The 26,988-nt window shown below is 42.8% G+C and carries 24 protein-coding genes; 16 read left to right on the top strand and 8 right to left on the bottom strand.

The window, feature by feature from the left end:
• Positions 1 to 7 precede the first annotated feature (7 nt).
• Complete coding sequence (locus BLV55_RS05450) at positions 8 to 550, top strand: helix-turn-helix domain-containing protein (RefSeq protein WP_093312065.1); 543 nt, start codon at positions 8 to 10, stop codon at positions 548 to 550.
• A 60-nt stretch (positions 551 to 610) separates the two neighbouring features.
• On the opposite strand, the gene BLV55_RS05445 is transcribed toward BLV55_RS05450, so the two are convergent.
• The gene (locus tag BLV55_RS05445; protein WP_176968273.1) at positions 611 to 1,588 is read right to left on the bottom strand and encodes an ornithine cyclodeaminase family protein; all 978 of its coding nucleotides are present in this window, start codon (positions 1,586 to 1,588) and stop codon (positions 611 to 613) included.
• Positions 1,575 to 2,498: a DegV family protein gene (locus BLV55_RS05440; RefSeq protein ID WP_093312061.1), complete on the bottom strand. Its 924-nt coding sequence runs from the start codon at positions 2,496 to 2,498 to the stop codon at positions 1,575 to 1,577. Before BLV55_RS05440 ends, BLV55_RS05445 begins: the two co-directional genes overlap by 14 nt.
• A 542-nt stretch (positions 2,499 to 3,040) precedes the next feature.
• Between BLV55_RS05440 and eam the strand changes: the two genes are divergently transcribed.
• The 5 genes from eam (at position 3,041) to BLV55_RS05415 (ending at position 8,298) form a co-directional block, all read left to right on the top strand.
• A complete protein-coding gene (gene eam / locus BLV55_RS05435; RefSeq protein WP_093312321.1) occupies positions 3,041 to 4,294 on the top strand; it encodes a glutamate 2,3-aminomutase in 1,254 nt (417 codons plus the stop codon).
• Between the two features lie 149 nt (positions 4,295 to 4,443).
• Positions 4,444 to 6,192, top strand: a complete 1,749-nt coding sequence (locus BLV55_RS05430; protein ID WP_093312060.1) for a [Fe-Fe] hydrogenase large subunit C-terminal domain-containing protein — start codon at positions 4,444 to 4,446, stop codon at positions 6,190 to 6,192.
• Positions 6,189 to 7,361, top strand: coding sequence for a SpoIIE family protein phosphatase (locus BLV55_RS05425; RefSeq protein WP_093312057.1), 1,173 nt, complete (start codon positions 6,189 to 6,191; stop codon positions 7,359 to 7,361). The genes BLV55_RS05430 and BLV55_RS05425 overlap by 4 nt, the downstream gene beginning before the upstream one ends.
• A gap of 26 nt (positions 7,362 to 7,387) precedes the next feature.
• On the top strand, positions 7,388 to 7,621 hold the full coding sequence (locus BLV55_RS05420) for a (2Fe-2S) ferredoxin domain-containing protein (RefSeq protein ID WP_093312055.1): 234 nt from the start codon (positions 7,388 to 7,390) through the stop codon (positions 7,619 to 7,621).
• Positions 7,622 to 7,728: 107 nt separating this feature from the next.
• A complete protein-coding gene (locus BLV55_RS05415) occupies positions 7,729 to 8,298 on the top strand; it encodes an HD domain-containing protein (RefSeq protein ID WP_093312053.1) in 570 nt (189 codons plus the stop codon).
• 36 nt (positions 8,299 to 8,334) lie between these two features.
• On the opposite strand, the gene BLV55_RS05410 is transcribed toward BLV55_RS05415, so the two are convergent.
• The 6 genes from BLV55_RS05410 to BLV55_RS05385 all read right to left on the bottom strand — a co-directional run bounded on the left by BLV55_RS05410 (position 8,335) and on the right by BLV55_RS05385 (position 14,722).
• A complete protein-coding gene (locus tag BLV55_RS05410) occupies positions 8,335 to 9,411 on the bottom strand; it encodes a YkvI family membrane protein (RefSeq protein WP_093312051.1) in 1,077 nt (358 codons plus the stop codon).
• A gap of 47 nt (positions 9,412 to 9,458) precedes the next feature.
• Positions 9,459 to 10,604 (bottom strand): pyridoxal-phosphate-dependent aminotransferase family protein, encoded by a 1,146-nt coding sequence (locus BLV55_RS05405; protein WP_207646028.1) that lies wholly within the window; start codon positions 10,602 to 10,604, stop codon positions 9,459 to 9,461.
• A gap of 5 nt (positions 10,605 to 10,609) precedes the next feature.
• Entirely contained in the window at positions 10,610 to 11,545 is a 936-nt protein-coding gene (gene trxB, locus BLV55_RS05400) for a thioredoxin-disulfide reductase (RefSeq protein ID WP_093312048.1), read from the bottom strand.
• 118 nt (positions 11,546 to 11,663) lie between these two features.
• Complete coding sequence (locus BLV55_RS05395) at positions 11,664 to 12,626, bottom strand: glycine betaine ABC transporter substrate-binding protein (RefSeq protein ID WP_207646027.1); 963 nt, start codon at positions 12,624 to 12,626, stop codon at positions 11,664 to 11,666.
• Positions 12,627 to 12,675: 49 nt separating this feature from the next.
• On the bottom strand, positions 12,676 to 13,536 hold the full coding sequence (locus BLV55_RS05390) for an ABC transporter permease (protein ID WP_207646026.1): 861 nt from the start codon (positions 13,534 to 13,536) through the stop codon (positions 12,676 to 12,678).
• Positions 13,523 to 14,722: a quaternary amine ABC transporter ATP-binding protein gene (locus tag BLV55_RS05385; RefSeq protein ID WP_093312046.1), complete on the bottom strand. Its 1,200-nt coding sequence runs from the start codon at positions 14,720 to 14,722 to the stop codon at positions 13,523 to 13,525. Before BLV55_RS05385 ends, BLV55_RS05390 begins: the two co-directional genes overlap by 14 nt.
• A gap of 634 nt (positions 14,723 to 15,356) precedes the next feature.
• Here BLV55_RS05385 and BLV55_RS05380 point away from each other — a divergent pair.
• The 10 genes from BLV55_RS05380 to BLV55_RS05335 all read left to right on the top strand — a co-directional run bounded on the left by BLV55_RS05380 (position 15,357) and on the right by BLV55_RS05335 (position 26,979).
• Positions 15,357 to 17,033, top strand: coding sequence for a formate--tetrahydrofolate ligase (locus tag BLV55_RS05380; RefSeq protein WP_093312043.1), 1,677 nt, complete (start codon positions 15,357 to 15,359; stop codon positions 17,031 to 17,033).
• Positions 17,034 to 17,214: 181 nt separating this feature from the next.
• Positions 17,215 to 18,066: a bifunctional 5,10-methylenetetrahydrofolate dehydrogenase/5,10-methenyltetrahydrofolate cyclohydrolase gene (locus BLV55_RS05375; RefSeq protein ID WP_093312040.1), complete on the top strand. Its 852-nt coding sequence runs from the start codon at positions 17,215 to 17,217 to the stop codon at positions 18,064 to 18,066.
• 273 nt (positions 18,067 to 18,339) lie between these two features.
• Entirely contained in the window at positions 18,340 to 19,188 is an 849-nt protein-coding gene (gene panB / locus BLV55_RS05370) for a 3-methyl-2-oxobutanoate hydroxymethyltransferase (RefSeq protein ID WP_093312037.1), read from the top strand.
• Positions 19,189 to 19,274: 86 nt separating this feature from the next.
• A complete protein-coding gene (locus BLV55_RS05365; protein WP_093312034.1) occupies positions 19,275 to 20,213 on the top strand; it encodes a hypothetical protein in 939 nt (312 codons plus the stop codon).
• Positions 20,214 to 20,313: 100 nt separating this feature from the next.
• A complete protein-coding gene (locus BLV55_RS05360; RefSeq protein ID WP_093312032.1) occupies positions 20,314 to 21,555 on the top strand; it encodes a Glu/Leu/Phe/Val family dehydrogenase in 1,242 nt (413 codons plus the stop codon).
• Positions 21,556 to 21,678: 123 nt separating this feature from the next.
• Positions 21,679 to 22,494, top strand: coding sequence for an IclR family transcriptional regulator (locus tag BLV55_RS05355; RefSeq protein WP_093312029.1), 816 nt, complete (start codon positions 21,679 to 21,681; stop codon positions 22,492 to 22,494).
• A 36-nt stretch (positions 22,495 to 22,530) separates the two neighbouring features.
• Complete coding sequence (locus BLV55_RS05350; protein ID WP_093312026.1) at positions 22,531 to 23,751, top strand: M20 metallopeptidase family protein; 1,221 nt, start codon at positions 22,531 to 22,533, stop codon at positions 23,749 to 23,751.
• Positions 23,752 to 23,812: 61 nt separating this feature from the next.
• A complete protein-coding gene (gene dctP / locus BLV55_RS05345) occupies positions 23,813 to 24,955 on the top strand; it encodes a TRAP transporter substrate-binding protein DctP (RefSeq protein ID WP_093312311.1) in 1,143 nt (380 codons plus the stop codon).
• A gap of 74 nt (positions 24,956 to 25,029) precedes the next feature.
• Positions 25,030 to 25,686 (top strand): TRAP transporter small permease, encoded by a 657-nt coding sequence (locus tag BLV55_RS05340; protein ID WP_093312023.1) that lies wholly within the window; start codon positions 25,030 to 25,032, stop codon positions 25,684 to 25,686.
• Between the two features lie 15 nt (positions 25,687 to 25,701).
• Positions 25,702 to 26,979, top strand: a complete 1,278-nt coding sequence (locus tag BLV55_RS05335; RefSeq protein ID WP_093312019.1) for a TRAP transporter large permease — start codon at positions 25,702 to 25,704, stop codon at positions 26,977 to 26,979.
• Positions 26,980 to 26,988: the final 9 nt, after the last annotated feature.

Here is a 26,988-nt window from a genome sequence, read left to right as displayed (position 1 = left end):
TGTGTGAATGCAGGAGGTTTCAAAAAAAATTCGGGAAATAAGGAAAGAAAGAGGATTAACACTGAAAGAACTTAGCGAAAGAACCGGGTTTTCCATCAGTTTTTTATCTCAGGTGGAGCGGGAGACATCCTCTATTGCCATTACCTCACTGAAAAAAATTGCCGACTCTTTGCATGTCTCGATTACGACTTTCTTTAAGGCTTACGACAATGAACATTTTTTAGTAACCAAAGAAGATCAAAAGTCTTTTCTGATAGAAGGTTCTACAACGGAGTATATTAGGTTAAGCGGAACCTTTCAAGACCGGGTTCTGGAATCTCTGATGGTAACATTGCAGCCGGAAGAAAAACATGGCCATCGGTTTAGCCATCAGGGAGAAGAGTTTTTATATGTGTTGGAGGGTGCTGTCGTTGTATCTATCGATGGCGATGACTACACGGTATACGCCGGAGATTCCATTCACTATCCCTCTGGAAAACCTCATGTATGGAAGAACCCGCTGGAAGAAAAAACCAGATTTTTATGCATCCTCACGCCTGTTATTTTGTAGAAAAAAACAACTGATTCCAATGCACCGGACTCAGTTGTTTTTTTATCCTACAGGAAACGGCTACCAGTCAACGTCAGTACCTAAGCCTTTTTCTTTGGCTTTTTCATAAATGTTGGTAGCGACAACCAGATCAAAAAGACTCATTCCGACGGATTTGTAAAAGCGAGTGCTTTGCAGGTCTGTTTTTTTACCTGATTTTATGGCTTTTAAGAAATCGGACATCAAATGAACCTGATCCAGGGCAATGACATCATCGGCCAAAGGCTGCGACAGATCTCCCGTTTCTTCACAAGCATAGGGCAGTTCTGTATAAACCTTACTGGTGGTTTGCCAGATGGCTTCTGGAATTTCCCTCATATCAGGGCGCCAAGAGCCGATGGAAACCACGCATTTATTAGAAAAAAGCTCTGGGTCGTTTGGTAGAACAGGCTCCTTGGAAGAGGTGGCCGTTATGAGAATATCACTGTTTTGGGCAACTTCAGTAGCACTGTTGCATACAACGCAATGGAGGGAAGGAGAGTCGGTTTCCTGACGGATGCTTTCCACAAAGTCAGTTAAATCCTCCTTGAACTCATCATAGAGATACACCGTAGCAATAGATCTTTCGGCACAAGCGTATTTAACCTGGTAAAGGCCCTGAACCCCACAACCAATAAGGCCTAGGTGTTGACTTTCTGGGTAAGCTAAATGACGGACGGCGTGACCGCCGACCGCTCCTGTTCGCATGGCCGTAAGTAACTGACCATTCATGATAGCGAGGGGAGTGCCGTCTTCTCTGTTGTTAAGAATCATCATACCATCAATAAGCGGTTTTCCTTTAGATGGGTTTTGTGGCATCAGAGAAAGCATTTTCGTTCCAATACTATCTGGAGTGAGGCAGGGCATATAGAGCATCGTATCTTCCTGATGCTTGACAGCAAGTCTTTCTGGCATCGTGAAATTTTCCAGAGAATAAAGGTGGAAAGCTTCTTCGATAGCATCAATCATTTCTTGATCATTAACAGACTGTTTCATTGCGGCTGCATTAATAATTTTCATAGGAACCCTCCTTGAGATGTGGTTGGTTTTTATCGGCTGCAGGTTCGTTGGAAATCCGATTTTTTGCTGTATAATAGGCAATTCCGACGGTTCCTGGGCCAACATGCAATCCAATAACCGGGCCGATAGGAAGAACAGGGATTTCGCGGTTAAAGGGCTCAGAAAGCTTAGAAGCCAGAGCGTGACCGGCAGTTTCGTCGTTTATATGATGAACCACTAAATCACCTTCTCCGTACTGTTGGAAATCTTCCAAAACAGCCTGGACCATGGTGGACTGAGCTTTTTTCTGGGTTCGGACCTTGTTGAAGACAGATGTCCTACCATTTTCAACGGTTAAGATTGGTACGATTCGTAGAACAGAACCAATAAAAGCGGCGGCACCACCAATTCGCCCGCCTTTTCGAAGGTATTGCAAGCTAAGGGGAGCAAACAAAAATCGGGAGCGATTCACAAAGTTCTGGACCTGCTGGATCACTTCCTTTGTATCCAGTCCTTCTTCAATTAACTTAGCGGCTTCCAGCACAGCAAAACCCATTTGCATACAATTGGTTTGGGAATCAATTAAATGAATTTTTGCGGAAGGCTCTTTTTCTAAGATCATCTGTTTAGCCATTCTGGCTGTTTGATAAGTACCGCTCATGGCCGAGGACAGGAAAACTCCAAAGATTTCTTTTCTTTTATCGATTGCTTTCTGAAAAAGAGTAAGAAAGGTCTCGAGAGTGGGCTGAGATGACGTAGCCCATTCTTTTGACTGGCTTAGTTCTTGATAAAAGGCACCGTGCTCTACCGTGGTTTCTTCTTTCGTCAGACCGTTTAGCTGAACACTGAGAGAAACCACTTGAATGTTGTACTTCTTGATCAGATGACATGGAATATAGGCGGTACTATCCGTAATGAGTTGAATCGTCATCGGCATCCTCCTACTCTGTTATGGGGTAAGATACTTATGGAAAAAGCTTGTTTATCGGATGCTAACACCACAAAGCATGCATCCCTGTCTTTTGGTGAAATGCGTGGCATTAGATCGATGCGTCGTGGATTAACTTTTAGTAGCGCAGAAGCCTGCTGGTGATATCTAGAAGCCTGCTGGAATCTCTGGAAATTCGGTCTAAATGAAGGGATATGAATGATTATACCATGAAGTAAGGCCTAGAAAAACAGATACGTCATATTTTCCAGCGATATGAACAAAAAGACAAAAATTCAGAAAATACACAAAATAACAGCTTTGCTCTTTGAGAGAGGCAGGAAAAATGGCAATAATGAAAATAAAGCAATAAAATGATGAAATTATTGCACTGAAAATAAATTTTGACGCAATACTTGCATTTATTAGAGGGAGTGGTATAATGATCTTGTAGGAAACGATAAAAAAGCAAGGAACAAAGACAAAAAATGGTTAAGAGAAAGAATACTGAAAGGATGTTTCGAATGGATCAAGGTTGTTTAAAAATGGAAAACAGTAAACGGGAAATCTCGCTTCAGAGAGCTGATGAGCTGAAAAGCCGAATCGATGACTATCTGAAGGCAAGGGAAGAAATTCCAAAAGGACTGGAAATGAAGGACACGATCCGTCAACGCAAAGAAAAAATTATGAAAGTACTAGGTGCTACAGAAGAACAGTGGAAAGACTATCGTTGGCAGACAGAAAACCGCGTTTCGGATGTGGAACTCCTCGGTAAAATTCTTAACTTAACGGATATAGAAAAAAAAGAAATTAGAGAAGTAGGGAAAAAGTTCCGTTGGGCCGTTTCGCCTTATTACCTTAGCTTGATGGATCCGGACGATCGATTTGATCCGGTTCGATTAATGGCAATACCGGTACACAGTGAACTGGAAGATCCCTGTCATGACTTTGATCCGATGGGAGAAGAGTTTACAAATCCAGCAGGAAGCATTACAAGACGTTATCCGGATCGGCTGATTATTAATGTTACGAACGAATGTGCCATGTATTGTCGACACTGCCAAAGAAGAAGAAATATTGGAGAAGAAGATGTACCTAGAAGCCGAAGTGCTTTGCAGGAATCAATTGATTATATTAGAGAGTGTCCAGAAATCAGAGACGTTTTGATCACAGGTGGAGATTCTCTTTGCTTAACAGATGAAACACTGGAGTGGATCTTAAAGCAACTAAAAGAAATTCCACATGTGGAATACGTTCGCTTAGGAAGCCGCACGTTGGTAACTATGCCACAAAGAATTACAGATGAGTTCTGTGCCATGATTGAAAAATATCATCCCGTATATATCAATACTCACTTTAATCATCCAGCCGAAATTAGTGAAGAGGCAAAAGAAGCCTGCGAAAAACTGGCAAAAGCCGGAGTTCCTTTAGGGAATCAGGCTGTATTGTTAAATGGAGTGAATAACGATAAATACGTTATGCGGGTACTAAATCATGAGTTGCTTAAATGCCGGGTAAGACCTTACTATATCTTCCATGCCAAGCATGTAGCGGGAACAACTCATTTTAATACATCCATTGATGATGGTTTAGAGATTATGGAATACTTAAGAGGATATACTTCCGGCATGGCAATTCCTACCTTTATTCTTAATGCGCCTAAAGGTCAGGGGAAAACGCCTCTGTTCCCAGATTACTTGGTATCAAGAGGAAAAGACTATATTACCATTCGTACCTGGGAAGGAAAAGTAATGGAGTACGAGAATCACGAAACGAAAGATATCCGAGAGTTAATTTAAGGAAATCTAATGATAAACCCCCAACGTTGTTGGGGGTTTTGTTATAGGAAAAATAAGTATTTAAGCGTTGGAAAGCAAAGGTTATTGAGGTATAATGAAAGTGGCTGTTAATTAAATAACGAATATTTTAGAAGGTAAGGGGTGGCGCATTGAAATTTATTAATCATTCCATGGATAAATGCAACAATTGCTATAAATGCATTCGGGCTTGTCCGCCGAAAGCAATCTCTATTTTTGATAGTCATGCCAGAATCGATCAGGATCGATGTATATCCTGTGGAGAGTGCTATGTAGCCTGCGAGCAGGGGGCACTGCATATCAAAAATGTTATTGATCATGTAAAGGAAGCCATTGCTTCACCACAGAAAGTGGTGGTGAGTTTATCGCCAGCCTTTTCTTCTGCTTTTGGAGTTGAAAATGGAGAACAGATGGTAGAGGCTCTTAAAAAATTAGGGTTTGATGTGGTAGAAGAAGAAGCTGTAGGAGGGGATGTTGTGGCAAAAGCCTACGAAGACTATTTAGGCTCCTCCGGGAAGAAGAATATTATTGCTTCCACCTGTCCTTCGACCAATTATCTGATTGAAAAATACCATTCTTCCCTTCGTCAGTATATGATTCCTATCGTTTCGCCAATGATTGCTCATGGCCGAATACTTCGAAAAAAATATGGAGCGGATAGCTATATTGTATATGTGGGACCCTGCTTGGCGAAAAAGGCAGAAGCCAGAGAAATGCAGCATCGGGGATTGGTAAAAGCCGTTCTGACTTTTGTGGAACTGGAAGATTGGCTGAAAGAAGAGGGTATTGAACTGGAAAGCTTAGAAGGGATGGCCTTTGATGCTGTAGGAACTCATAAAGGCCGCTGTATTCCCTTTTGTATTGATATGGAAATTAGTAAAAAGAAAAACTTTGAAAAAAACGTCATCGCTGGAGTAGATAACAGCGAAGAAATTTTACGCAGTCTTGAAAATGACGAGTTAGAAGGACTGTTCTTAGGCATTGCATCCTGCGATCGTGGATGTATTAACGGTACTGGTATGCCTAAAGATGATACCAGCTACTATGTCCGACGTAAAAGAATGACCGATTATAATAGAAAAATCAAAGCCTTGGAAGAAGAACAAAAGCAAGAACAGCAAAAGGAAAAAGATCTTAATGAGAACCAGGATCCGTTGCCGGAAGTTGATTTAAGTAAGATTATTTATGATCAAAAAGTGGAATTAGAGAAATATTCAGCGGAAGAAATAAATGAAACCCTGATGGTAATGGGGAAAAGCAGAAAAGAAGATCAGTTAAACTGTAATGCCTGTGGCTATGGGACCTGCCATGCCAAGGCGGAGTCTGTGCTGAGAGGAACTTCTCACGTTAATATGTGCCTTCCTTTTATGAGAGCGAAAGCAGAAAGCCTTAAAAATGTTATTTTTGATAATAGCCCCAACGCTATTTTTATGGTGGGGCCAGACTTGAAAGTAAAAGAATTTAACCCATCATCAGAAAGGATCTTTCAGATCCGGGCAGAAGCCATTAAAGACAGAGACATCAGTACCATCATTCCAAGCGATTTGTTTGAAGAGGTACTGGAAACCCGGGTGAATTTGATTGGAAGGCAAGTAGAGTACCATCAATATGGAGTGATTTTAATTGTCAATATTTTATACCTGAGCAAGGAAGGTATTTTAATGGCCATTATGACAGACGTTACATCGGCAGAAAAAAATAAAAAAGAGCTGATACGAGTTCGTGAAAACACATTAAACGTCGCTCAGGATGTTATTGACAAACAAATGCGCGTTGCCCAGGAAATTGCCAGTCTTTTAGGAGAAACGACGGCAGAGACAAAAGTAACCCTTACGAAACTACAAAATCTAGTGGTTGGTGATCGGGGGGAGGAAAGATGAACTACTTTATTGACTTAGCTCATGACAGTCTTAACAAAAGAAACGAAGAACTGTGCGGTGATAAAGTAGAAGTAGTAGATACGGAGGACAGTGTTATTATTGTATTGGCTGATGGGCTTGGGAGTGGGGTGAAAGCCAATATCTTAGCCACTATGACAACTAAAATAGCCGGTACGATGCTGAAGGAAGGAGCCAGCATTTACGAAACCATTGAAACCATTGCAAAAACCTTACCTGTCTGTCATGTGCGAAAATTGGCGTATTCCACCTTTGTTATTCTTAAGATTGGAAAAAGCGGTCTGGCTCAGTTGGTAGAGTATGATAATCCACCGTTATTTTATATAAGAAACAACAGAGAATTGGATATTTCTAAAAAAGAAAGAATTATTCATGGGAAAAAAATATTGGAAAGTGAGTTTGAAGTGATGGAAGGTGACAGCATTACGATTGTCAGTGACGGGGTTATTCATGCTGGCGTAGGTGGAGTTCTTAACCTGGGGTGGCAATGGGATAATGTATTACATTTTTTATTAAAGCATGCTCAGTTGGAAAAAACCGCCAAGGGCATTACGAATAGACTAATGAATACTTGTATTGATTTATATGAGAAAAAACCTGGAGACGATACGACGGTGGTTTCTATTAAGATCCGCGAGCCGGAGATTGTCAGTATTTTTGCTGGTCCGCCGGAAAAGAAAGAGGATGATTCGCGGTTAATGCAGGATTTTCTAGCTGGCAGAGGAGTGAAAGTGGTTTGTGGTGGTACGGCAGCTAATATTGCCAGTCGGGAACTGGGAGAAGAGATAGAAGTTCTGCTGGAAACAGGTACAGAGCAAGTGCCGCCGATCGGAAAAAGTCAGGTTCTTGATCTGGTCACAGAAGGGGTTATTACGCTGAGTTGTGTACTGGAAAACTTAGAACAATACGTTAACCGCATTTCCTTAGATCTGGGGGTTCATCAGAAGGGGAAAGAGGATGGAGCCTACCTTTTGACAAAAATGCTGATCAATGACTGTACCCATGTATGTTTTTATGTGGGCCAGGCTATCAATCCGGCTCACCAAAATCCGGATTTGCCAAAAGATTTAAGCATAAAACTACAAGTCATCAGAAAAATCAAAGAGTTTCTCGAAACGCTAGGTAAGAAAGTAACGGTACAGTACTACTAGCATGCAAAAACGAAAGGGGATTTTTCATGAAAACCATCCATGTTTGTATTGGTAGCGCCTGTCATTTAAAGGGAGCCTACCAGGTAGTGAATCGCTTTCAGCAACTAGTGGAAGAAAAAAACCTGCAGGAGCAGATTCATGTGAAGGCTGCTTTTTGTTTAGGTCATTGTACAAAGGCGGTATCTGTCCAGATTGACGATGGAGAAGTATACTCCCTGGGAGAAGAAGAGGTTGAAGATTTTTTAGAAAAAATCTTATGATGAACAAAAAAGGATTCCCTTGTATGATTTTAGGGTTTGACGAATGGAGAGGGAAAGCGTATACTATGGTTCATAGTTCATAGCTGATAAAACAATGGAGGGATATTATGTATGACCGGGATAAAGCCATAGCGCTTTTAGAGAAACATCTGGAGACAGAACACTTATTGAAACACTCTTATGCCGTGGAAGCTGTTATGAGAGCGCTGGCAAAAAAACTGGATCCGGAAAATGTGGAACGATGGGCTTTTGCTGGACTGGTACATGACTTAGATGCGGATTTAGTGGACTACAAGAATGGGGAAAACCATCTTCATGGTCCCAAGACAGTTAAAATCCTGCAGGAAGAGGGACTAGGGGATGAGGAGATTTATCATTCTATTCAGGCTCATAACAAAGCAACAGGGATAAAGGTGGAGAATACCATGGATCGGGCACTTTATGCAGCCGACCCTATTACTGGATTTATTACAGCGATTACCTTTGTATATCCGGATAAAAAGATAAATAGCGTGAAACCTAAATCCATCACGAAGAGAATGAAAGAAACACGTTTTGCCGCCGGAGCTGATCGGGATGCGATGCGGAGTATTGAAAAAACAGGTATTGCTTTTCCGGATTTTGCAGCTCTTTCTTTGGAAGCCATGCAAGAAATCGGAGAAACCTTAGGGCTATAAAAAAAGAAAAAGTCCTGCTGACTGTTGTAATAACGGTCACGGCAGGACTTCTTTTATTTTTGTATAAATCATGCCACTAATGAGAATAAGGCCCAGATAACCAATGGTTGGGTAAATAAGGCTTACCATGGTGGCAAAAGGAAGTTGGCCGCCGATGAAAGCGAAAATGGTCATAAAAACAGCCACTTTTCGATAACGGACACATTGTTCATTTCTTTCAATACGGTTAACAGAAGTCCAAAGCATGGATACAGACGCGGTATAAATGCCGGCCACCATCAAAAAAGCAAAGATAGAGGCCAATAAGGGAAGGCTGGCGGAAGCCATTGCCAGAGAAGGAATCTGGCGGTAATAGACTTGCTCAATGACCACCAGCAAGCCGGTACTCAAAATCATGGCACCGGTTAAGAAAAAGATTCCGCCAAACAAGCCGCCTAAAACAGTCTCTTTTTTATTGTTGGCCTGTTTTCCAATCTCGGTAGTGAAAGGCATAAATCCGACCATCAGAAAAGAGGCGTACATAAAGCCTGAGATAAACCAGTGATCATAAGCATTGGGAACATCGATAGACATTAATGTCTGACCGGAAGATTTAATGCCTTCCGGATTTGCAATAATACTGGACAAGCTCATTAAAATGGTAAGGCAGATAAAAGCAGGAGCAATAGAGCCTACAATACGAACCAATCCTTTAATTCCAAGTAAAACCGTGGCTAACGTAGAGAGAGCGACCATGACCCGGCCAAAAGACGGATGCAAACCATAGTGCTCATGAAAAGTAGCGCCGGCAGCGGAAATCATCATAGAAAAAACCATTAACATGAGAATCGGGACAAACCATTCGAAAAAAAAGCCAATTTTTCTTCCGCAATAATGGGAGAAGATAGCGTTGGCATTAGGAAATTGATGTATTCGGCCATCTTCTAGAATCGTCATAAAGATCCAGGACAGTAAAATCATGGAAAGAAGACCGGCATAAATGCTATGGATAAAGCCTAAGTGAGTAAAAAACTGCATGACTTCCTGACCGGAAGCAAAACCGGCGCCAACCATTGATCCTACAATGGCGCCGCCGGATACAAATACTTGCTTCCAATGGATTTTTTCTGGCACGGTTTCAGCCTCCCTGAAAGGTTTGGTAAATCCTTTGGAAAAAAGCCTTATGAAAGCATTTCTGATAAGAAAATACCGACACTTTTACCAAAATCAACGGACTGACCGGAATGATGGAGGGCACGCTCAATAGCAGCCAGCGTAGCGACTAAATCGTGCATATCCACATTTCCCATATGTCCCAATCGAAACATTTTTCCTGCATAGATACCTAAACCACCGGCAACCATCACGCCTTCCTGGTAAAGAAGTTTTCGGAAACTGGCATCATCCATCCCTTCGGGATAAAGAACATTAGAAAGGGTGGAAGCTCGATGCTCTTTTTCAGCTAGGATGGAAAACCCAATTCCTTCAAGAGCCAGTTGCATGGCATGTCCGACTTTTTTGTGCCGGGCATAGCGTTTTTCTAAGCCTTCACGCTTTATTTGATTAACCGATTCTGCCAGCGCCCATATCATATTAACAGCAGGGGTAGCAAAATACTTGGACGGATCATGCATGATGGGGAGCCACTTTTCGAAATCAATATAGTACTCAGGGATGCTACCTATCTTTTTTCGTCTTTCCATGGCTTTAGGGCCAGCCCAGAGAATGGCCAGACCGGGCGGCACGCCAAAGGCCTTTTGTGTGCCGGTTAGAAGGATATCAATATTCATTTCATCCACATACTCTTGTTCTCCGGCAGTTGAGCAAACACCGTCAACAATAAACAGGGTATCGTCAAAAGACTTTACAAGGTTCCCGATATCTTCTACAGGAGCTTTAACGCCGGTAGAAGTGTCTACATGGGTGACGGTGACTGCCTGATATTTTTTTTCCATCAGTTTTTGTTCAATAACTTCAATCGGAACGATTTGTCCCCACTCACTGGAAAGCACATCAACATGAATGCCTTTTCTTTCACAGATATCGATAAAACGGTCTCCAAAAAAACCATGAGAAACAATCAACAAATGATCGTCTTTTTGGAGGGTGTTGGCAATGGCCATTTCCATGGCCATTGTACCAGTACCGGCAACAACAAATACTTCACCTTCTGTTTTCCATAAAACCTTTAGATCGTGGATCAGTTCCTTATAATCGCTGATAAAGTCCGGGTCTCCGAAAGCCGCAACCTCTCTGCCCATTTGATTTTGGATGGAGCGGGTTACTGGAGTGGGGCCAGGAATCATTACCAATTGCTTATTTTTCAACGAGATCACTCTCCCAGGTATTTTTCGGCTTCTACAGCGGCGATGGCTCCGTCGGCGGTGGCGGTTACAACTTGTCGCAGGGTTTTAACCCGAACATCACCGGCGGCAAAAACGCCTTCCACATTGGTTCGCATGCGGGAATCAGCAATAATGTAACCACTTTCATCCGTATCAATACAACCCTTAAATACTTCTGTTACCGGTTCGTATCCAACCAGGACAAAAATACCAAAGGTTCCGTCATCTTCATCGGCTTTAATTTCAGTGGTTTCTCCGGTCTCGCGGTTATGGAAAACAGCCGACTCAACAAGGCCATCTCCTTTAATGTCCACAATAACCGAGTTCCACATGATTTCAATTTTAGGATGTTCAAAGACTTTTTCTTGAAGGTATTTAGCGGCCCTCAATTCATCTCTGCGATGAACAATGGTTACTTTTCGTGCAAATTTTGCCAGGAAAATAGCTTCTTCTACGGCGGTGTCGCCTCCACCAACCACAAATATTTCTAAGCCTTCAAAAAAATCGGCATCGCAGGTAGCACAGTAAGAAACACCTTTTCCGGTAAGTTCTTTTTCTCCCGGGCAACCGATCTGACGTGGGTTGGCTCCTGTGGCGATGATAACACTGCGACCTTTGTAATCGGCTTTTTCACCTTTAACAATTTTAACCTTATCTTTGAAATCTGTACCAACAACGGAATCGGAAACCATCTCAGCACCGAATCTTTTTGCCTGGTCCACCATTCTTGCTGTTAAAGAAGGACCGGTAGCGTCTTCCATCGAACCGGGATAATTGTCCACCTCGCTGGTAATGGCAATTTGCCCACCTACTTTAGTACCTTCCAGAACTAAGGTGCTAAGCTTAGCCCTTCCCGCATATAAAGCGGCCGATAATCCGGCAGGGCCGGCCCCGACAATAATAACATCATAAACTTTTTCCATTGATACGTGCCTCCTATTCATTAAGGTATGCTATTATTATAACAGATTGAACACAAAAACCCACCTTCTGGTGGGTTTTTGTTATAGAATAATTTTTAAGCCTTTACAAAGCAGCTGATTAATCAACGTAATCGTTGATATCGGTAATGCTGTCGAAAGGTACATAAGACGGTACAACAAGACCGATTCTTGCACCTTCGTAGTTGGTTGCAACTTCAACCACATCATCACCAAACTGGTCGATGTAAGAAGCGTGAGTTCCTGGTAACCAAGCTGTGGTCATAAAGTCTGCATCGCCTTCGGCAATGGAAGACCACATAACGCCACCATCAACGGGTGTCATATTTACTTCGAATCCTGCATCTCGAAGGATAGCCGCAATTACGTTAGTGCTTGCTAAGGCACAATCCCACTCTACTAATAGAATGTCGATTGTTTCGCCATTTCCTTCTAATCCTTCTGGAGTCCAGCTGTCAACAAGGTCGCTGTTGTCGGCGATCCACTGGTCTGCATTGGCTACAAAGTCACTGTTTTGTGTGTTCATGTCCATGACTTCACCAATTTCATCGTCTGTCCAGCTGAAGTTTTGAAGTAGCTCGAAAACAGCAGGATGATCTTCTTCTAGTCCTTGTCTTGCAATGGTTGCAATGTACTCTTCGCCACCATATACTTCTTCTGGATCTTTTAGGTATTTCAGATCAAAAGCAGCGAATTTCCAGTGAGGAGACCAACCGGTTACGATGATCCATTCTTCGTTAGCGATGGCTGCATCTAATTCAGCGGTCATAGCGGCATCACTAGATTCCAATAGACCAACGTTTAAGTCGTAGACCTCTATGGCCTCTTCTGTAGCGGCCATGATGCCAGCACCAGGATCAATTCCTGTAATGGCTGAAATGCTACCTTCTACAGCGTCTGCTTCAGCAGGCTCTTCTACATCAGCGGGTTCTTCCATGTCAGCAGGTTCTTCAAGGTCAGCTGGCTCTTCAGCTGGCTCGTCTGCTGGTCCGCAACCGGTTAGTACCAGTGCGAAGACGGTCAATAAAATCAATGATGCGATAATCAGTTTGTTCTTAAACAAACTAATCCCTCCTTTTCTTTTCCTCAAATAGTTTTTATGATCAATGGCTTTATTCGTTGGCATCTTTACTACGTTGAGTGATGCGATCAAGAATAATAGCCAGGATCACCACAGATACGCCACCTTCAAAACCGAGACCCAGATCAACACGCTGGATTCCTCGAAGCACAACAGCACCTAAACCTCCGGCACCAATCATTGCGGCGATAACAACCATGGATAAGGCTAACATAATACACTGGTTAACACCAGCCATAATGGTTGGCATTGCCAAGGGTAGCTGGACTTTTGTCAGTTTTTGCCAGTCGGTAGTACCAAAAGCAGTTGCTGCTTCTACCATATCTTCCGGCACCAGTCGTATTCCTAACCCGGTCAGTCGGATTACTGGGGGTACAGAAAAAACGACAGTTGCAATCATAGCGGATACAACCCCTAGCCGGAAGAAAAAGATGGCTGGGATCAAATAAACAAAAGCGGGCATCGTCTGCATAAAGTCCAAGATAGGCCAGACGATTTTGTGTACCATTTCATAACGAGTGGAGAGAATTCCTGTCGGAAGCCCTATTAATAAAGAAATAAATACGGCTACTAAAATCATGGTGACAGTAATGATAGATTCTTCCCATAAACCTATATTGTAAATAAGGCTTAGGCCAAGAAAACTAAAGACGGCTACTCGCTGACTGGCAAGCTTCCAGGCGATAGCACTGATGATGATGATTAGGAAAAAAGCCGGAATCATCAATAATAGATCGGAGAAAACTCCCATAAAACCACTTAGAACAGTGGAGATAACCCTTGTAAGGGGACCAATGGCCGTCCGGAGGGCCTGGATAATGGAATCCACCCAGTTTCCGATAGGAATTCGGGGTATAAAATCTAATGGATTGAGAATACTACTCGTCATCATGGGGATACGCCTCCTTTACCAGACCTGATAACAGAGATCCTCTGATGATAAGACCTTTGAATTTTTTGTGTTCGTCTACTACCGCAACAGGAACTGAAGCGCTGGCAGTGAGTTCAAAAAGATCGTTCAGCGTGGTATCTGGCAACGTGGTAACAATGTCCTTCTGAAGAATATCTTCTACATTGGTTTTGTCTTCATCCACGGCTTTTCTGGCGTCATCAGAGCTGATATAACCAATAAGCTCATCATCACGACTTACCATAAAGATGCCGGAGATACCAGCTTCTCGCATTTTTCGTAAAACCATGCGCGGACCATCTTTAGGTCTGGCAAGGGCTTTGGCTTTTACCATAACACCCTCAGCCGTTAAGACTTTGGCAAGGTCTACATCTTCGACAAAGCGAGCCACATATTCTGTTTTCGGATTTCGAAGAATGTCTTCAGGAGCATCGATCTGTTCAATAATACCATCTTTCATAATGGCTACCCGGTCCCCTAGTTTTAGCGCTTCATCCAGATCGTGGGTAATAAAGACGATCGTTTTATTCATTTTGCTCTGAAGATTCAGCAATTCATCCTGCATGTCTCGTCTGATGAGGGGATCGAGTGCGCTGAAAGCTTCGTCCATAAAAAGAATTTCCGGATCGACAGCCAGGCATCGGGCTAAGCCTACACGCTGCTGCATGCCACCACTCAGTTGTCCTGGCTTTTGGTTGGCATAGCCTTTTAATCCAACAAGATCTAAGGCTTCCAGAGCTTTATCCATTCGTTCCTCCAGGCTGATATCCTGAATCTCCAAACCAAAAGCCACATTTTCGGCTACGGTACGATGGGGAAACAGCGCAAACTTCTGAAATACCATGGCTTGCTTGTAACGACGAAAGTTTCGTAATTGTTCTTCATTCATTTTCGTTACATTTTCATCATCTACCCAGACATCTCCTGATGTTGGTTCAATAAGCCGGTTCATGCAACGGATAAGCGTTGATTTTCCACTGCCGGAAAGTCCCATGATAACAAAGATTTCTCCTTCGCCAACCTCGAAACTGGCCTTGTTAACTCCGACGGTGCTCCCTGTTTTTTCGAGGATTTCATCCTTGGAAATTTGTTGATCTAACATTTCTAAGGCTTTTTTGGGTCGGTCCCCAAAAATTTTGGTGATATTTTCCACCTTAATGGTTGCCACGTACTCAACTCCTTTCTATTGGGAAGTGATCTTTCTTTATTTCCTTTTTCATCCCAATGGCTATTACTATATACCCATAAACATACGCATTATAAACATATAAACATAAAAAATGGGCCGTGACATTATGCATTCTAACATGACCTACTAAAAAATGCAAATTGAATGAATGCTGAAAGGGCTGAAAATAGCCATTATAAATGAAAAAGATAAGGAACGAATATTCAAATATTTTGATAGATTATGAGAATTATCATTGACATTGCCGGAGCTTTATTATAATCTATATTGGAACGGCGTTCCAAGGGATGCTGTTAAAGTTATATCAATTTAAACGTTTTTTATCCTGTGCTGAAATAGAAAAGATGGTGGCGCTAAAATAAAAATGTTGACGAAATGGTGACGGTACTGTGATAAATTGTAAAATATGGACATGCATCCTTGCATGTGAACATATTTATCCGATGATGCCACGGCAAAACCTCCCTCTAAAAGGAGGAGGAAAAGCGGTGCGGCGTCTCCGGGTAATGCATTCTGGACCTTTGATGACGTAAAGCGTTATCAGAGGACTGGAAACTTATTTAATAGGATTTATAAAGGAAGAAAAGCAAAATTTAAGGAGGCGACGACAATCATGAAAACAGATATTCAAATTGCACAGGAAGCAACTCCCCAGGACATTCGGGAAATAGCCGCACAACTGAATCTGACAGAAGATGATCTGGATCTTTACGGGAAGTATAAGGCGAAAGTGTCCACAGAGCATGTAAAAAAAGCAAAAGAAGGCAAGAAAGCAAAATTGATTTTAACAACAGCCATTAATCCAACTCCGGCAGGAGAAGGAAAAACCACTACCACCATTGGAGTGGCTGATGCCCTTAGTTATTTAGGGAAGAAAACCATTGTAGCTTTAAGAGAGCCATCCCTAGGGCCTGTCTTCGGGGTGAAAGGGGGAGCGGCTGGCGGTGGTTATGCCCAGGTAATTCCAATGGAAGACATCAACCTTCATTTTACTGGTGATATCCATGCGATCGGGACGGCGAACAATCTTTTGGCGGCTCTGATCGATAACCATATCCAACAAGGCAACAAGCTAGGTATTGATAATCGTAAAATTACCTGGAGACGTGCGATGGACATGAATGACCGGCAGCTTAGAAACATGGTTAATGGTATGGGCGGTAAAGGAAATGGTGTGCCAAGAGAAGACGGGTTTGATATTACCGTTGCGTCAGAAGTAATGGCGGCTTTTTGCCTGGCGACAGACCTAAAAGACCTTAAAGAAAGACTGGGTCGTATGGTTGTGGCGTACACACGCGACGATCAGCCGATTACAGCTAATGATCTGAATGCTCAGGGAGCCCTGACAGCTCTGTTAAAAGATGCTTTAAAGCCTAATCTAGTGCAAACGCTGGAAGGAACACCGGCCTTTATTCATGGTGGCCCTTTTGCGAATATAGCTCATGGTTGCAACTCTTTAGCGGCTACACAGACAGCGATGCATTTTGCTGATTATGTGGTGACGGAAGCAGGTTTCGGTGCCGACTTAGGCGCAGAGAAATTTATAGATATTAAATGCCGTCAGGCGGGAATTCAACCGGATGCTGTTATGGTTGTGGCTACGGTGCGAGCTTTGAAATCTCATGGTGGCGTGAAAAAGGCAGACCTGAATGAAGAAAACCTGGAAGCGCTTAAAAAAGGCATTCCTAATCTGATGAAGCATGTAGAAAACATGACCGATGTATTTGGATTGCCGGTAGTGGTAGCAATTAACAGGTTCCCTCTTGATACGGAAGCTGAACTGGCTATGGTTCGGGAGGCTTGCCAGGCTCAGGGTGTTAATGTAGCCTTGTCTGAAGTTTGGGCGAAAGGTGGCAAAGGCGGCGTGGAAGTAGCGGAAGAAGTGCTTCGGCTTATTGAAGAAAACGATGGAAGCAACTTCAAGTATGCCTATGATGTAGAGGCTCCTATTGCTAAAAAGATTGAAGCTATTGCGACAAAAATCTATGGGGCTGATGGTATTCAACTATCGCCGGCAGCTGAAAAAGAAATTGCAAAACTGGAAAAACTAGGCTTTGGAAATCTGCCGATTTGCATGGCAAAAAGTCAATACTCCTTATCGGATGATCCGACTAAGATTGGAAGGCCGGAAGGCTTTACAGTAGCTGTGCGCCAGGTAAAAGTATCGGCGGGAGCTGGATTTATTGTAGCGCTAACGGGCGATATTATGACAATGCCTGGATTGCCAAAGGTACCGTCGGCTGAAATGATTGATGTTGATGAAGATGGTATGATTCAAGGCTTGTTCTAGGGTTATTCTAAGGAAACAATGCAATAAAATAGTGAACAGCCTATAGAGGCGGGGAAATTCTCCGCCTCTTGTTATACCCTTTATAATATTTTATGCTCTATCCATAAGTGTTAGAGTTTGATAGAGTAAGGGTATCGGAGAAGAATAAGAATATGACATTAGAAAAGAAAGGATGATGAAAATGAATGAATTACTTAAAGGAAAACCGGTGGCCGATGCCATTGTGGAAGCATTAAAAAATGATACGACCGTATTGGAATCAAAAGACATTATTCCTTGCCTGGCTTTGATCCGGGTGGGTGAAAAATCAGATGATATTGCCTATGAACGAGGGATTGTAAAACGTTGTGATGATATTGGCATTAAGACGAAAAAAGTGGAATTAGCGGAGAACATTACTCAGGAAGCCTTTCTTTCAGCGCTCAAGGAGGTTAACGAAGATTCGTTGGTGCACGGGATTTTGATATTCCGCCCATTGCCAAAACAGCTTGATGAAAAGGTGATTGAAGTTAGTATTGCTCCGGGAAAAGACGTAGATTGCCTTCATCCAGAAAACACAGCAAAGCTGTTGACGGGAGATGAAAGTGGTTTTGTTCCCTGCACTCCTATGGCGGTGATGGAAATATTTAAGCATTATCAAATTCCTTTGGAAGGAAAAAATGCCGTTGTTCTTGGACGTTCTATGGTGGTGGGAAAACCAGCGGCGCTATTGCTATTACAAGAAAATGCAACGGTGACTGTGGCGCATTCCAGAACAAAAGAGCTGGAAAAAATAACGGCTGGTGCCGATATTCTGATAGCGGCTATTGGACGTTCTGAATTTGTAAGGGAAGCTCATATTAAAGAAGGTGCTGTTGTGGCGGATGTTGGTATTAATGTAGATGAAGAAGGGAATATGACAGGGGATGTTCATCAGGATGAGGCGAAGAGTAAAGCAGGAGCTTTTACACCCGTTCCCGGTGGAGTAGGATCTGTCACCACGGCGGTCTTGGCAAAACAAGTGATCAAAGCATGCAAAATGCAACATAAGTAAATGAGAAAATAAGAAATAGTTAAAAAATTTCAAAAAAATAACCAAAAATCATTGACATAGTGAGTGAAGTATCATATTATCTAGTTATTAGAACGGCGTTCCCAAAAAACAAGGAAATGCCTAAGGGTCTTGTTGAATCAGTGAAGTGTCTTAAAAGCAAGACCGCTGGACCTTTAAAGCTAACAAGCCGGAATGCTTATCTATTATGGATGGGTGTTCCGGATTAAAAAGGTGTTCTGAAAGAAAACGTTTACAAAAGGAGGAGAGCGTCAAATGGCAAAGAAAAAGAGTATTCTTGATCTGGTTAAGATGAAGAAAGCCGGCGAACAAGTGGCATGGATTACAGCCTATGACTATCCGACAGCTATGTTTGCGGAAGCGGCTGGCATGGACATGTTGCTGGTAGGCGATTCACTGGGAATGGTAACGCTGGGGTATAGCGGGACGATTCCGGTAACAATGGAAGATTGTATTTCTCATTGCCAGGCAGTACGCCGGGGAGCGCCAAACACTTGGATCATTGGAGATATGCCTTTTGGATCTTACCAGTCGTCTGATGAACAGGCCGTTGACAATGCTGTGCGTTTTATGAAGGAAGCCGACACGGATTGTATTAAGTTGGAGGGTGGTGTCCGGATACAAAGCAGAATCCGTGCGATTACGGATGCGGGGATACCGGTTATCGGTCATATAGGGCTGACACCGCAAAGTTCTGGTCAGTTAGGTGGATTCAAAGCACAGGGAAGAACCGTAGAAAACGCCCGTGGTGTTATTGAAGACGCTTTAGCCGTGCAAGAGGCCGGTGCCTTTTCTATCCTAGTGGAAGCAGTACCGCCGGAATTAACGGAATTCATTACGAAAAAACTGGATATTCCTGTATATTCAATTGGTGCTGGCGCCTGTGACGGACAGTTGTTGATCAGTAGCGATATGGTTGGTAAATTTCAAGCCTTTACACCGAAGTTTGTTAAGAAGTATGCAGAAGTGGCAGAAGTAGAAACAAACGCCTATAAACAATATATCAAAGAGGTAAAAGAAGGCGTATTCCCATCGGATGATTATGTCTATCATATTACAGATCCTATTGAGGAATTTGAAAAACTTTTCAAGGAGTTTGATTAGAACGGTGGCAAGCTTATAAACCGGAATCTTAACTTCTGGCAGAGTGCATCTTATTAACAAGAATCTTTTCTAAGGAGGAAATAAACATGACAATGAAAGCAATTGAAAAGTATATCCAGGAAAAAACCGTATTTCCATTGAAAGATCTTTATGACATGCCTTCTTCAAAAGTAACATTTGAAGGGGGAGCTCATTATAGACATGAAATTCCGGGCATAGAAAATGCAGCGAATTTTGAAACCCTGGTTAAAGAATCTGAAGCAAAGAAAGTAACGATCCATAGAGTCATTGGTACTGTTGGTGGATCGGCTCTTTTGGATAAGCAAGAACTGAAATATTATGCACAAATCGGTGCAGACGCTAAAATGGAAACCTTAGTAAATCCGGTGCCAACCCGTGGATGGGATACAGGAAAACAATACGGAACACCGGAAGGGTATGTTTCTGGTATGCGTGTTCGGGGTCAGGATAATCTTTATATGTGGCTGCGTGAGCTGAGTAGATGCATTGATGTTGGGATTCGAGGATTTCTGATTCCGGACGAAGGACTTCTATATCTGGCAAATAAGCTAAGAGCTGATGGTGTGATTCCGGCAGACGTGAAATTTAAGATTTCTGTATTTGCTGGTCATGGAAACGCTGTTAACGCTAAAATGCTGGCAGATATGGGTGCGGATAGCTTCAATCCTTTGGCAGATCTATCTTTACCAATGTTTGCGGCTATTCGAAGTGTGACGGATATTCCGTTAGATATCTATATGAGTCTGGTTGACTCCATGGGGAACAATCAGCGCCATCTTGAAGCCGATGAAATTGCACGGATTTGTGCTCCTGTGTACTTTAAGTTTGAGCCGGGCAAAAACGAATGCGACCTATACAATGCATGGCATGATGATTCAATGACAAACCATCTTGTGAAGGTGAAAGTAAGAATGGCTAAATTATGTCAAGAATGGTGCGATGATAGTGATTATGATCTGACTTTCAATGATCATACAGAGGATCTTGCTATTCCGAAGCCATAGATAATATTAATATTAGTATTACAAAACATAACACCGCTTCATGGCAAAAGATGCCGGGGAGCGGTGTAATCCCCCTATAATGAAGGATTGGAGTGATTTGATGAGCAAAAATCCATTTCAAACTGCCTTGACAACTCTGCAAGAAGCAGCTAAAATGGCGGATGTTGAACCAAACGCCATTAAAATGCTTAGCCAACCAAAACGAATTTTTGAGTTTGCAATACCGATGAAGATGGATAACGGAGAGTTGGAAATTTTCACGGCGTATCGCGTGCATTATAATGATGCGCTTGGCCAGGTAAAAAACGGTTTGAGATTTGTGCCTGATTTAGATTTGGATACAGTGAAAGCTCTTGGGTTCTGGATGACGATTAAACATGCGGTAGGCGGAATACCCGCCGGCGGTGGAAAAGGTGGCGTTCGAGTAGATGCAGGAAAACTTTCTGAAGGTGAGTTAGAAAGGCTTTCTCGTGCCTACATTCGCAAACTGCCAATGAAAGGTGCTTGGGTAGATATTCCGGGTGCTGATATTGGGACTAGTGCGAAAACCATGGCTTGGATGTTGGATGAGTATGAAGAAATAAACGGTTTCCACAGTCCTGCCGCCATCAATGACAAACCTGCTGAAACTAGCGGAACCGTTGGAAGCATGGAAGCCACAGGAACGGGAGCTTTTTTTGTTACGATGGAAGCGGTTAGAGACTTGAATATACCGAAAGGTTCAACGGTTGCGATTCAAGGTTTTGGAAATGTGGGGCGAATAGCGGCCCGTCTGCTGCATAAAGAAGGGTACAAAGTAGTGGGCGTAGCTGATTATTTTGGTGGTGTCTATGACTCTAAAGGTATTGACATTGAAAAGTTAGAAGAACATTCCTTGAATCATCCGAATCGATCCGTGGAAGGGTATGCCGGCGAAAAAGCAATCAATAAAGAAGAAGTATTGGAGCTGGATTGCGACATTCTTATTCCGGCGGCGGTACAAAGTGTTATTCATGAAGAAAATGCTGATAAAATTAAGGCGAAACTAATTATGGAAGCGGCTAACGGTCCAGTGACACCGGGAGCAGAAAAAATGCTGCAGGAAAGAAATATCCATATTGTTCCGGATGTATTAACCAACTGTGGAAGTGCTATTGTTTGTTCGTTTGAACGAACTCAGGGCCTGACGGATAGCTACTGGGATATTGAAACCATTAATTCTCGATTAAAAGAGCAAATTACAAAAGCATATCGTGAAACGATGGATACAGCCCAGGAAAAAGACACCTCTATGAGAAATGCTGCTTGGATTAACGCTTTGCAAAAAGTATCGAAATCCATGAAAGCCAGAGGTTGGATTTAACTATAAAAAAGAAAAAGGTTTTCTCTTATCAGAAAACCTTTTTTCGCCCTAGGTATTGTTCTGGTTTCGGTTGGTGATGGTTCCGGAGATAATAGAAAAATCTGTAAAAGGATTGGTGATGAAATGGGGCAAGAAAAAACATACCAGGCACCACGTTATCCGGTTCAGACCATTGATAAGGCGCTGGAAGTTCTGGAAATACTATCTTCAGAAGGATATCAGGAAGGTTTAGGTGTCAGCGAATTAAGCAATCGGCTAAACATCGGAAAAAGCACTGTGCATCGGATATTGGACACATTATTGGCTCGCAATTATATCGAACAATGCGAAGATACCAAAAAATATAGATTGGGTTGGCGTCTCTTTGAAATAGGGAATATGATTCCTCGGCAGCGAAATTTATATAATTTTGATATAGGTATTTTACAAGAACTGTGCAATCGGTATGAAGAAACGGTTAACCTGGGTGTACGGGTTGATGATAGCGTGGTGACAATATCGAAAGTAAGTCCAAAAGCTTCGCTGATTGCAAATTTACAGATAGGATCCAGAGAATCCCTTCACGCAACGGCCATGGGAAAAGCACTGATTTGCGAAATGACCAAAGAGGAAATTCTGAAGATACTTGGGAATCGGGAACTTCAGGCATATACGACGGCTACGATTGTAGAGATTGATGAATTAATGGATGAATTAAAAAGAATAAGAAAGCAAGGCTTTAGTGTGGACGATGAAGAATTTTGCGCAGGACTTACTTGTATTGCAATGCCGGTAAGAGATTATAAAAATGAAATTGTTGCCGCTATCAGTGTGAGCGGAGCCAGCATCAGACAAACCTATAGCAAGGTTGACTCTGTTAAAGAAGGATTGAAAGAAGCAACGGATAAGCTGTCTGCTTTTCTAGGATGGCAGGGAGACGAGAAAGAAGCAAAAAGTTAAAAGCAATATCCTGTGTAAGGGAGGCTGGCAATTCCCATGGATCCCATCAAAAATCAAGTGAAGGACTTAAAAGAAGAACTCATCGCTTTGAGGAGAGATTTTCACGAATATCCGGAGTTAGGATATCAGGAGCACCGAACAGCGCAAATCGTAGAAGAATATTTGCAGGAATTAGGCATTGAAACACATCGCATGACGCAAACTGGTGTGACGGGTATGATTAAAGGAAAGACAGAAGGTCCTGTGTTAATGTTGCGAGCTGACTTGGATGCCCTGCCAGTTCAAGAGGAAAACAAAGTTCCCTATGCATCCAAAAATCCGGGAGTGATGCATGCCTGTGGCCACGATGCACATACAGCGATGCTAATGGTGGCGGCAAAAGTATTGGTAGGGATGAAGGATGAGTTAAAAGGCAACATCAAATTGGTTTTTCAACCGAACGAGGAAAATGCCGGTGCATTACCAATGATCAATGAAGGCGTACTGGACAATCCTAAGGTAGATGCGGTGGTAGGCGTCCATATCTGGACACCGCTGCCATCCGGAACCATTGGACTGTCAGCTGGTGGCGTTATGTCAGGACTGGATATTTTTAAGATTTTAGTAAGAGGCTATGGAGGGCATTCTGGTTATCCAGAAACAGCTATCGATCCGATCATTGCAGCCTCGGATATTGTCCTCTCGGCTCAGCGGGTACAGACCCGGGAGATCAGTTGCATGAAACCTACCACCATGTCTTTTGGAAAAATTGAAGGTGGAACGAAAGCGAACATCATTCCGGATTATGTGAGCCTAGAAGGTTCTATTCGGACGCTGTATGATGACGGTGATGATAAAGCGGTTCTAAGGTTAAAAAGAATTGCGGAAAAAGTAGCCGAAGCGCATCATTGTGAATGTCAGATGGAATGGTTTCGGGAAAACATTGCTTTAATTAATGATGAAAACATGGTTAAAGTGATGATGTCTGCTGCCAGAGAGGTTGCAGGAAATGAGGAGAGAGTCGTTCCTCATTCAAATATGGCAAGTGAAGATTTTTCTGAGTTTGCCGCCCTGGTTCCTGGGGTATTCATATTCCTGGGAACGGGAAATGAAGCAAAGGAAACCCATTACCCACATCACAATCCCAGGTTTAACATCGATGAAGATGTGATGCCTATGGGTGTGGAGTTATTCGTCAAAGGTGCTCTGTCTTACTTTAAGCAGCAGGAAGCGATTAGTAAAAGAGAGGAAGCAGAGGATTTGTCCGGCGATGACTGATAATTTGGAAGAATGTGAATCGGGAGAAGATTTCAGGAAAGCAAAAAGAGGAGGAGAAAACATGAAGAAAAAGTATGGGAAAACGAAATGGCTGGCATTAGCACTTAGCGTCGTACTACTAAGCACCTTAGGACTGGCAGGTTGCGGCGGCGGTGACCCGGCACCTGCGGAGGAGCCGGAAGAAGCGGCTGTTGAAAGAACAGGAGAAGAAAGCCTGGGAGAACTAATGGATGCTCCTCTGCAGCCAAGATTGGCCTCCGAGGAAATTGAAGGCGACTTTATGACCGTATGGGCTGAATATTATGCAGATCATATGAGGGAAGTTACCGATGGCATGTACGACCTAACCGTATATCCTTTTGGTACTCTGGGGGATACTCGTGATATCAATGAACTGGCACAACTAGGAGTCGTTGAATACGTATTTTCCGACTATGCCTGGATCAGTGCTTTTGTACCGGAAGCTCAGGTGCTGACACTGCACTACCTGTGGCCACCGGAGCATATGCCGGAAACTTTGGACTGGGTAATTCGAAACGGTGACTTTATGGATGTGTTGGAAGAAGCTTTCCGACGAAACGGACTGGTTCCACTGGGTGTTCTTTATGAAGGATGGCAAACGATCAGCTCCAACAATCCAATCGAAACCGTTGATGACATGCAAGGCTTTAAAGTTCGCGTTATGGGATCCGCAATGCTGGTAGAAAACTATCTGGCCTACGGTGCAGATCCGACACCCTTAGCTTATGGAGAGATATACGGCGGACTACAGACCAACCTGATTGATGGACAAATTAACCCGATTTTCGCCATCAGGAGCATGAACTTTTATGAAGTACAAAACTATTTAACAGACATTTTTGCAGAACCTTTCACTGGAATACCAACAGTGAATATGCAGTATTTTGATTCTTTACCGCCAGAAGTGCAGGAAGAAATGAGAAACTACTGGACGGACGCAATCCTTCCTTCTGCAGAGTGGATTGACGCAAGACATGAAGAAGACCTAGCTTACATGCTGGAAGCAAGACCTGAGATGGAATACCACCAGATCACCGGTGATGATCTGGATGCGTTCAAGGAAGCATCCCGTCCAGTATACGATAAGTTCCTGGAAATCGGAGGACCTCAGGCAGAAGAAATTTTGGAAACCTTGCTAAATGATATTGAAAATGCAAAAGAAGCTTTAGGAATTGAAGACTAGCAAATAGAGTCAAAATGATTTTTTCCCTGCGGTGCGTCTGAAGCGCCGCAGGGATTTAAGGAAGGAGCGTTGGTATGGAAGCCAATCAAAAGACAGGCTCATCTACTATTCTCCAAAAACTTGGAAAAAGTGTCGAGTACTTTGAGGTGGTTGTCTTATCTGTCTCAGTATTCGCCCTGGCAACTTTGGTAATCGTAAACGTTTTTGCCCGAACCTTTTATAGAAGTATCTATTTTGCCGAAGAAATAGCGGAACTGTTAACCATTCTTATTACCTTTGCGGGAGTTAGTTACGCTGTTCGTAAAGCAAGGCATATTCGAATGGGTGCTTTTTTTGATGCAGCACCGCCTAAACTGCAAAAAGCCATGATTTTTATCATATGCGTGGGTAGTGGACTGGTAATGTTTCTGATGGCCTATTATTCTTACGGATATATGGCTCAGGCCAGAAACATGAACCATGTAACCCCTGCGTTGAGGTTACCTTATTGGACCTTTATTGCGATTATCCCTCTCGGGTTTTTCTCTGCTGGAATACAGTATATACGGACCATTATTAAAAACATTAAAGAAGAAGCTGTGTGGCTTTCTCCGGAGCAGCAAGGAGAGTATGAAGCAGAAGAATTACAGCAAATGGCAGAAGAGTATCAAGCCGTTGGAGAAGAGCTCAAGAAGGAAACTATGGACAATGTGGATGAGATGAGTGAAGAAGACGGAGAAAAGAAACCCTAAAAGAGAGGTGGTTTTATGCCATTACTAGTTGCGAGTATGATTTTTAAGCTTTTATTTGGGTTTCCTTTCATGGTCGTTTTGTTAGGATCCCTCATTCTTTATATTTTAGTGTATATGCCAGGTTTTAATATGAATGTTATTGTTCAGCAGGTGGTTACGGGAATTATTCCACCTTCTTTGGTAGCGGTTCCGATGTTTATACTGGCAGCGAATATTATTACCGCTGGACAGGCAGCCAGAAGGCTTATCCGAATGGTAAAAGCCTTTTTAGGGCATATTCCCGGTGGCTTGGCCATTACTACCAATGCAGCTTGTACCCTTTTTGGTGCTGTATCTGGTTCTACGCAGGCAACGGTTGCGGCTATTGGCGGAACCATGCGGCCAATGCTGCTAGAGGCTGGATATTCCAGCCCCTTTACCTTAGCCTTGATTATTAATTCCAGTGATATTGCTTTTTTGATACCGCCCAGTATAGGATTTATTGTTTACGGAGTAGTTACTGGAACTTCGGTTGGAAAGCTGTTTCTGGCTGGTGTGGGACCAGGACTACTGATATTTGTACTATTTTCTATTTATGCGTTTATTTATTCCAAGAAAAATGGCATTGCAGGAGCGCCGAAAGCGGACTGGAAAGAGAGAAAAGATGCGGTTAAAAGTGGGATTTTGGTCATGGGATTTCCGCTTATTATCATAGGGGGAATTTATGGTGGAGTATTTAGTCCGACGGAAGCGGCGGCAGCTTCCGTAGCCTATGCCATTTTGCTGGAAGGATTTATTTACAAAACCGTTACCTTTAACGCGATGATTGATCATTTTTTGCAAACCGGCGTTATTACCGGTGTTGTATTTGTTCTGGTAGGAGCAGGAAATGCTTTTTCCTGGTTACTGAGTTTTCTGCGGATTCCACAGACCTATCTGCCGGCGGTATTTGGCGATGATCCCAGTCAACTGTATGTTGTATTTGTGGTAGTGGCTGCTTACTTCATTGCTTGCATGTTTGTAGATCCTATTGTTGCCATTTATGTACTGAGCCCTGTGTTTGCACCCTATGTTCTTCAGACTGGGATTGATCCAGTACTTCTAGGGGTTCTGGTGGTGCTTCAGGCGGCTATTGGGTCAGCAACTCCACCCTTTGGGTGTGATATTTTTACGGCACAGCTAATTTTCAGAAGACCATATTTGGAAATTATCAGTCATACACCGCCTTTTGTGTTCATTTTATTGTTGGTGACGGTGTTGCTGGTCTTTTTCCCTCAGATAGCACTTTTCCTACCTAATGCGGCGTTGATTTAAGAAGATTTT

It is taken from the genome of Tindallia californiensis, assembly GCF_900107405.1.
Taxonomy (GTDB): Bacteria; Bacillota; Clostridia; order Peptostreptococcales; family Tindalliaceae; genus Tindallia; species Tindallia californiensis.
This window is presented reverse-complemented; position numbering and strand designations above follow the sequence as displayed.

Coding starts and splice junctions, on each gene's coding strand:
- dctP (WP_093312311.1), top strand. CDS start 23,813: ATGAAGAAAAAGTATGGGAAAACGAAATGGCTGGCATTAGCACTTAGC.
- panB (WP_093312037.1), top strand. CDS start 18,340: ATGGCAAAGAAAAAGAGTATTCTTGATCTGGTTAAGATGAAGAAAGCC.
- BLV55_RS05380 (WP_093312043.1), top strand. CDS start 15,357: ATGAAAACAGATATTCAAATTGCACAGGAAGCAACTCCCCAGGACATT.
- BLV55_RS05440 (WP_093312061.1), bottom strand. CDS start 2,498: ATGACGATTCAACTCATTACGGATAGTACCGCCTATATTCCATGTCAT.
- BLV55_RS05420 (WP_093312055.1), top strand. CDS start 7,388: ATGAAAACCATCCATGTTTGTATTGGTAGCGCCTGTCATTTAAAGGGA.
- eam (WP_093312321.1), top strand. CDS start 3,041: ATGGAAAACAGTAAACGGGAAATCTCGCTTCAGAGAGCTGATGAGCTG.
- BLV55_RS05335 (WP_093312019.1), top strand. CDS start 25,702: ATGCCATTACTAGTTGCGAGTATGATTTTTAAGCTTTTATTTGGGTTT.
- trxB (WP_093312048.1), bottom strand. CDS start 11,545: ATGGAAAAAGTTTATGATGTTATTATTGTCGGGGCCGGCCCTGCCGGA.
- BLV55_RS05375 (WP_093312040.1), top strand. CDS start 17,215: ATGAATGAATTACTTAAAGGAAAACCGGTGGCCGATGCCATTGTGGAA.
- BLV55_RS05415 (WP_093312053.1), top strand. CDS start 7,729: ATGTATGACCGGGATAAAGCCATAGCGCTTTTAGAGAAACATCTGGAG.
- BLV55_RS05340 (WP_093312023.1), top strand. CDS start 25,030: ATGGAAGCCAATCAAAAGACAGGCTCATCTACTATTCTCCAAAAACTT.
- BLV55_RS05390 (WP_207646026.1), bottom strand. CDS start 13,536: ATGATGACGAGTAGTATTCTCAATCCATTAGATTTTATACCCCGAATT.
- BLV55_RS05355 (WP_093312029.1), top strand. CDS start 21,679: ATGGGGCAAGAAAAAACATACCAGGCACCACGTTATCCGGTTCAGACC.
- BLV55_RS05360 (WP_093312032.1), top strand. CDS start 20,314: ATGAGCAAAAATCCATTTCAAACTGCCTTGACAACTCTGCAAGAAGCA.
- BLV55_RS05350 (WP_093312026.1), top strand. CDS start 22,531: ATGGATCCCATCAAAAATCAAGTGAAGGACTTAAAAGAAGAACTCATC.
- BLV55_RS05425 (WP_093312057.1), top strand. CDS start 6,189: ATGAACTACTTTATTGACTTAGCTCATGACAGTCTTAACAAAAGAAAC.
- BLV55_RS05365 (WP_093312034.1), top strand. CDS start 19,275: ATGACAATGAAAGCAATTGAAAAGTATATCCAGGAAAAAACCGTATTT.
- BLV55_RS05450 (WP_093312065.1), top strand. CDS start 8: ATGCAGGAGGTTTCAAAAAAAATTCGGGAAATAAGGAAAGAAAGAGGA.
- BLV55_RS05445 (WP_176968273.1), bottom strand. CDS start 1,588: ATGAAAATTATTAATGCAGCCGCAATGAAACAGTCTGTTAATGATCAA.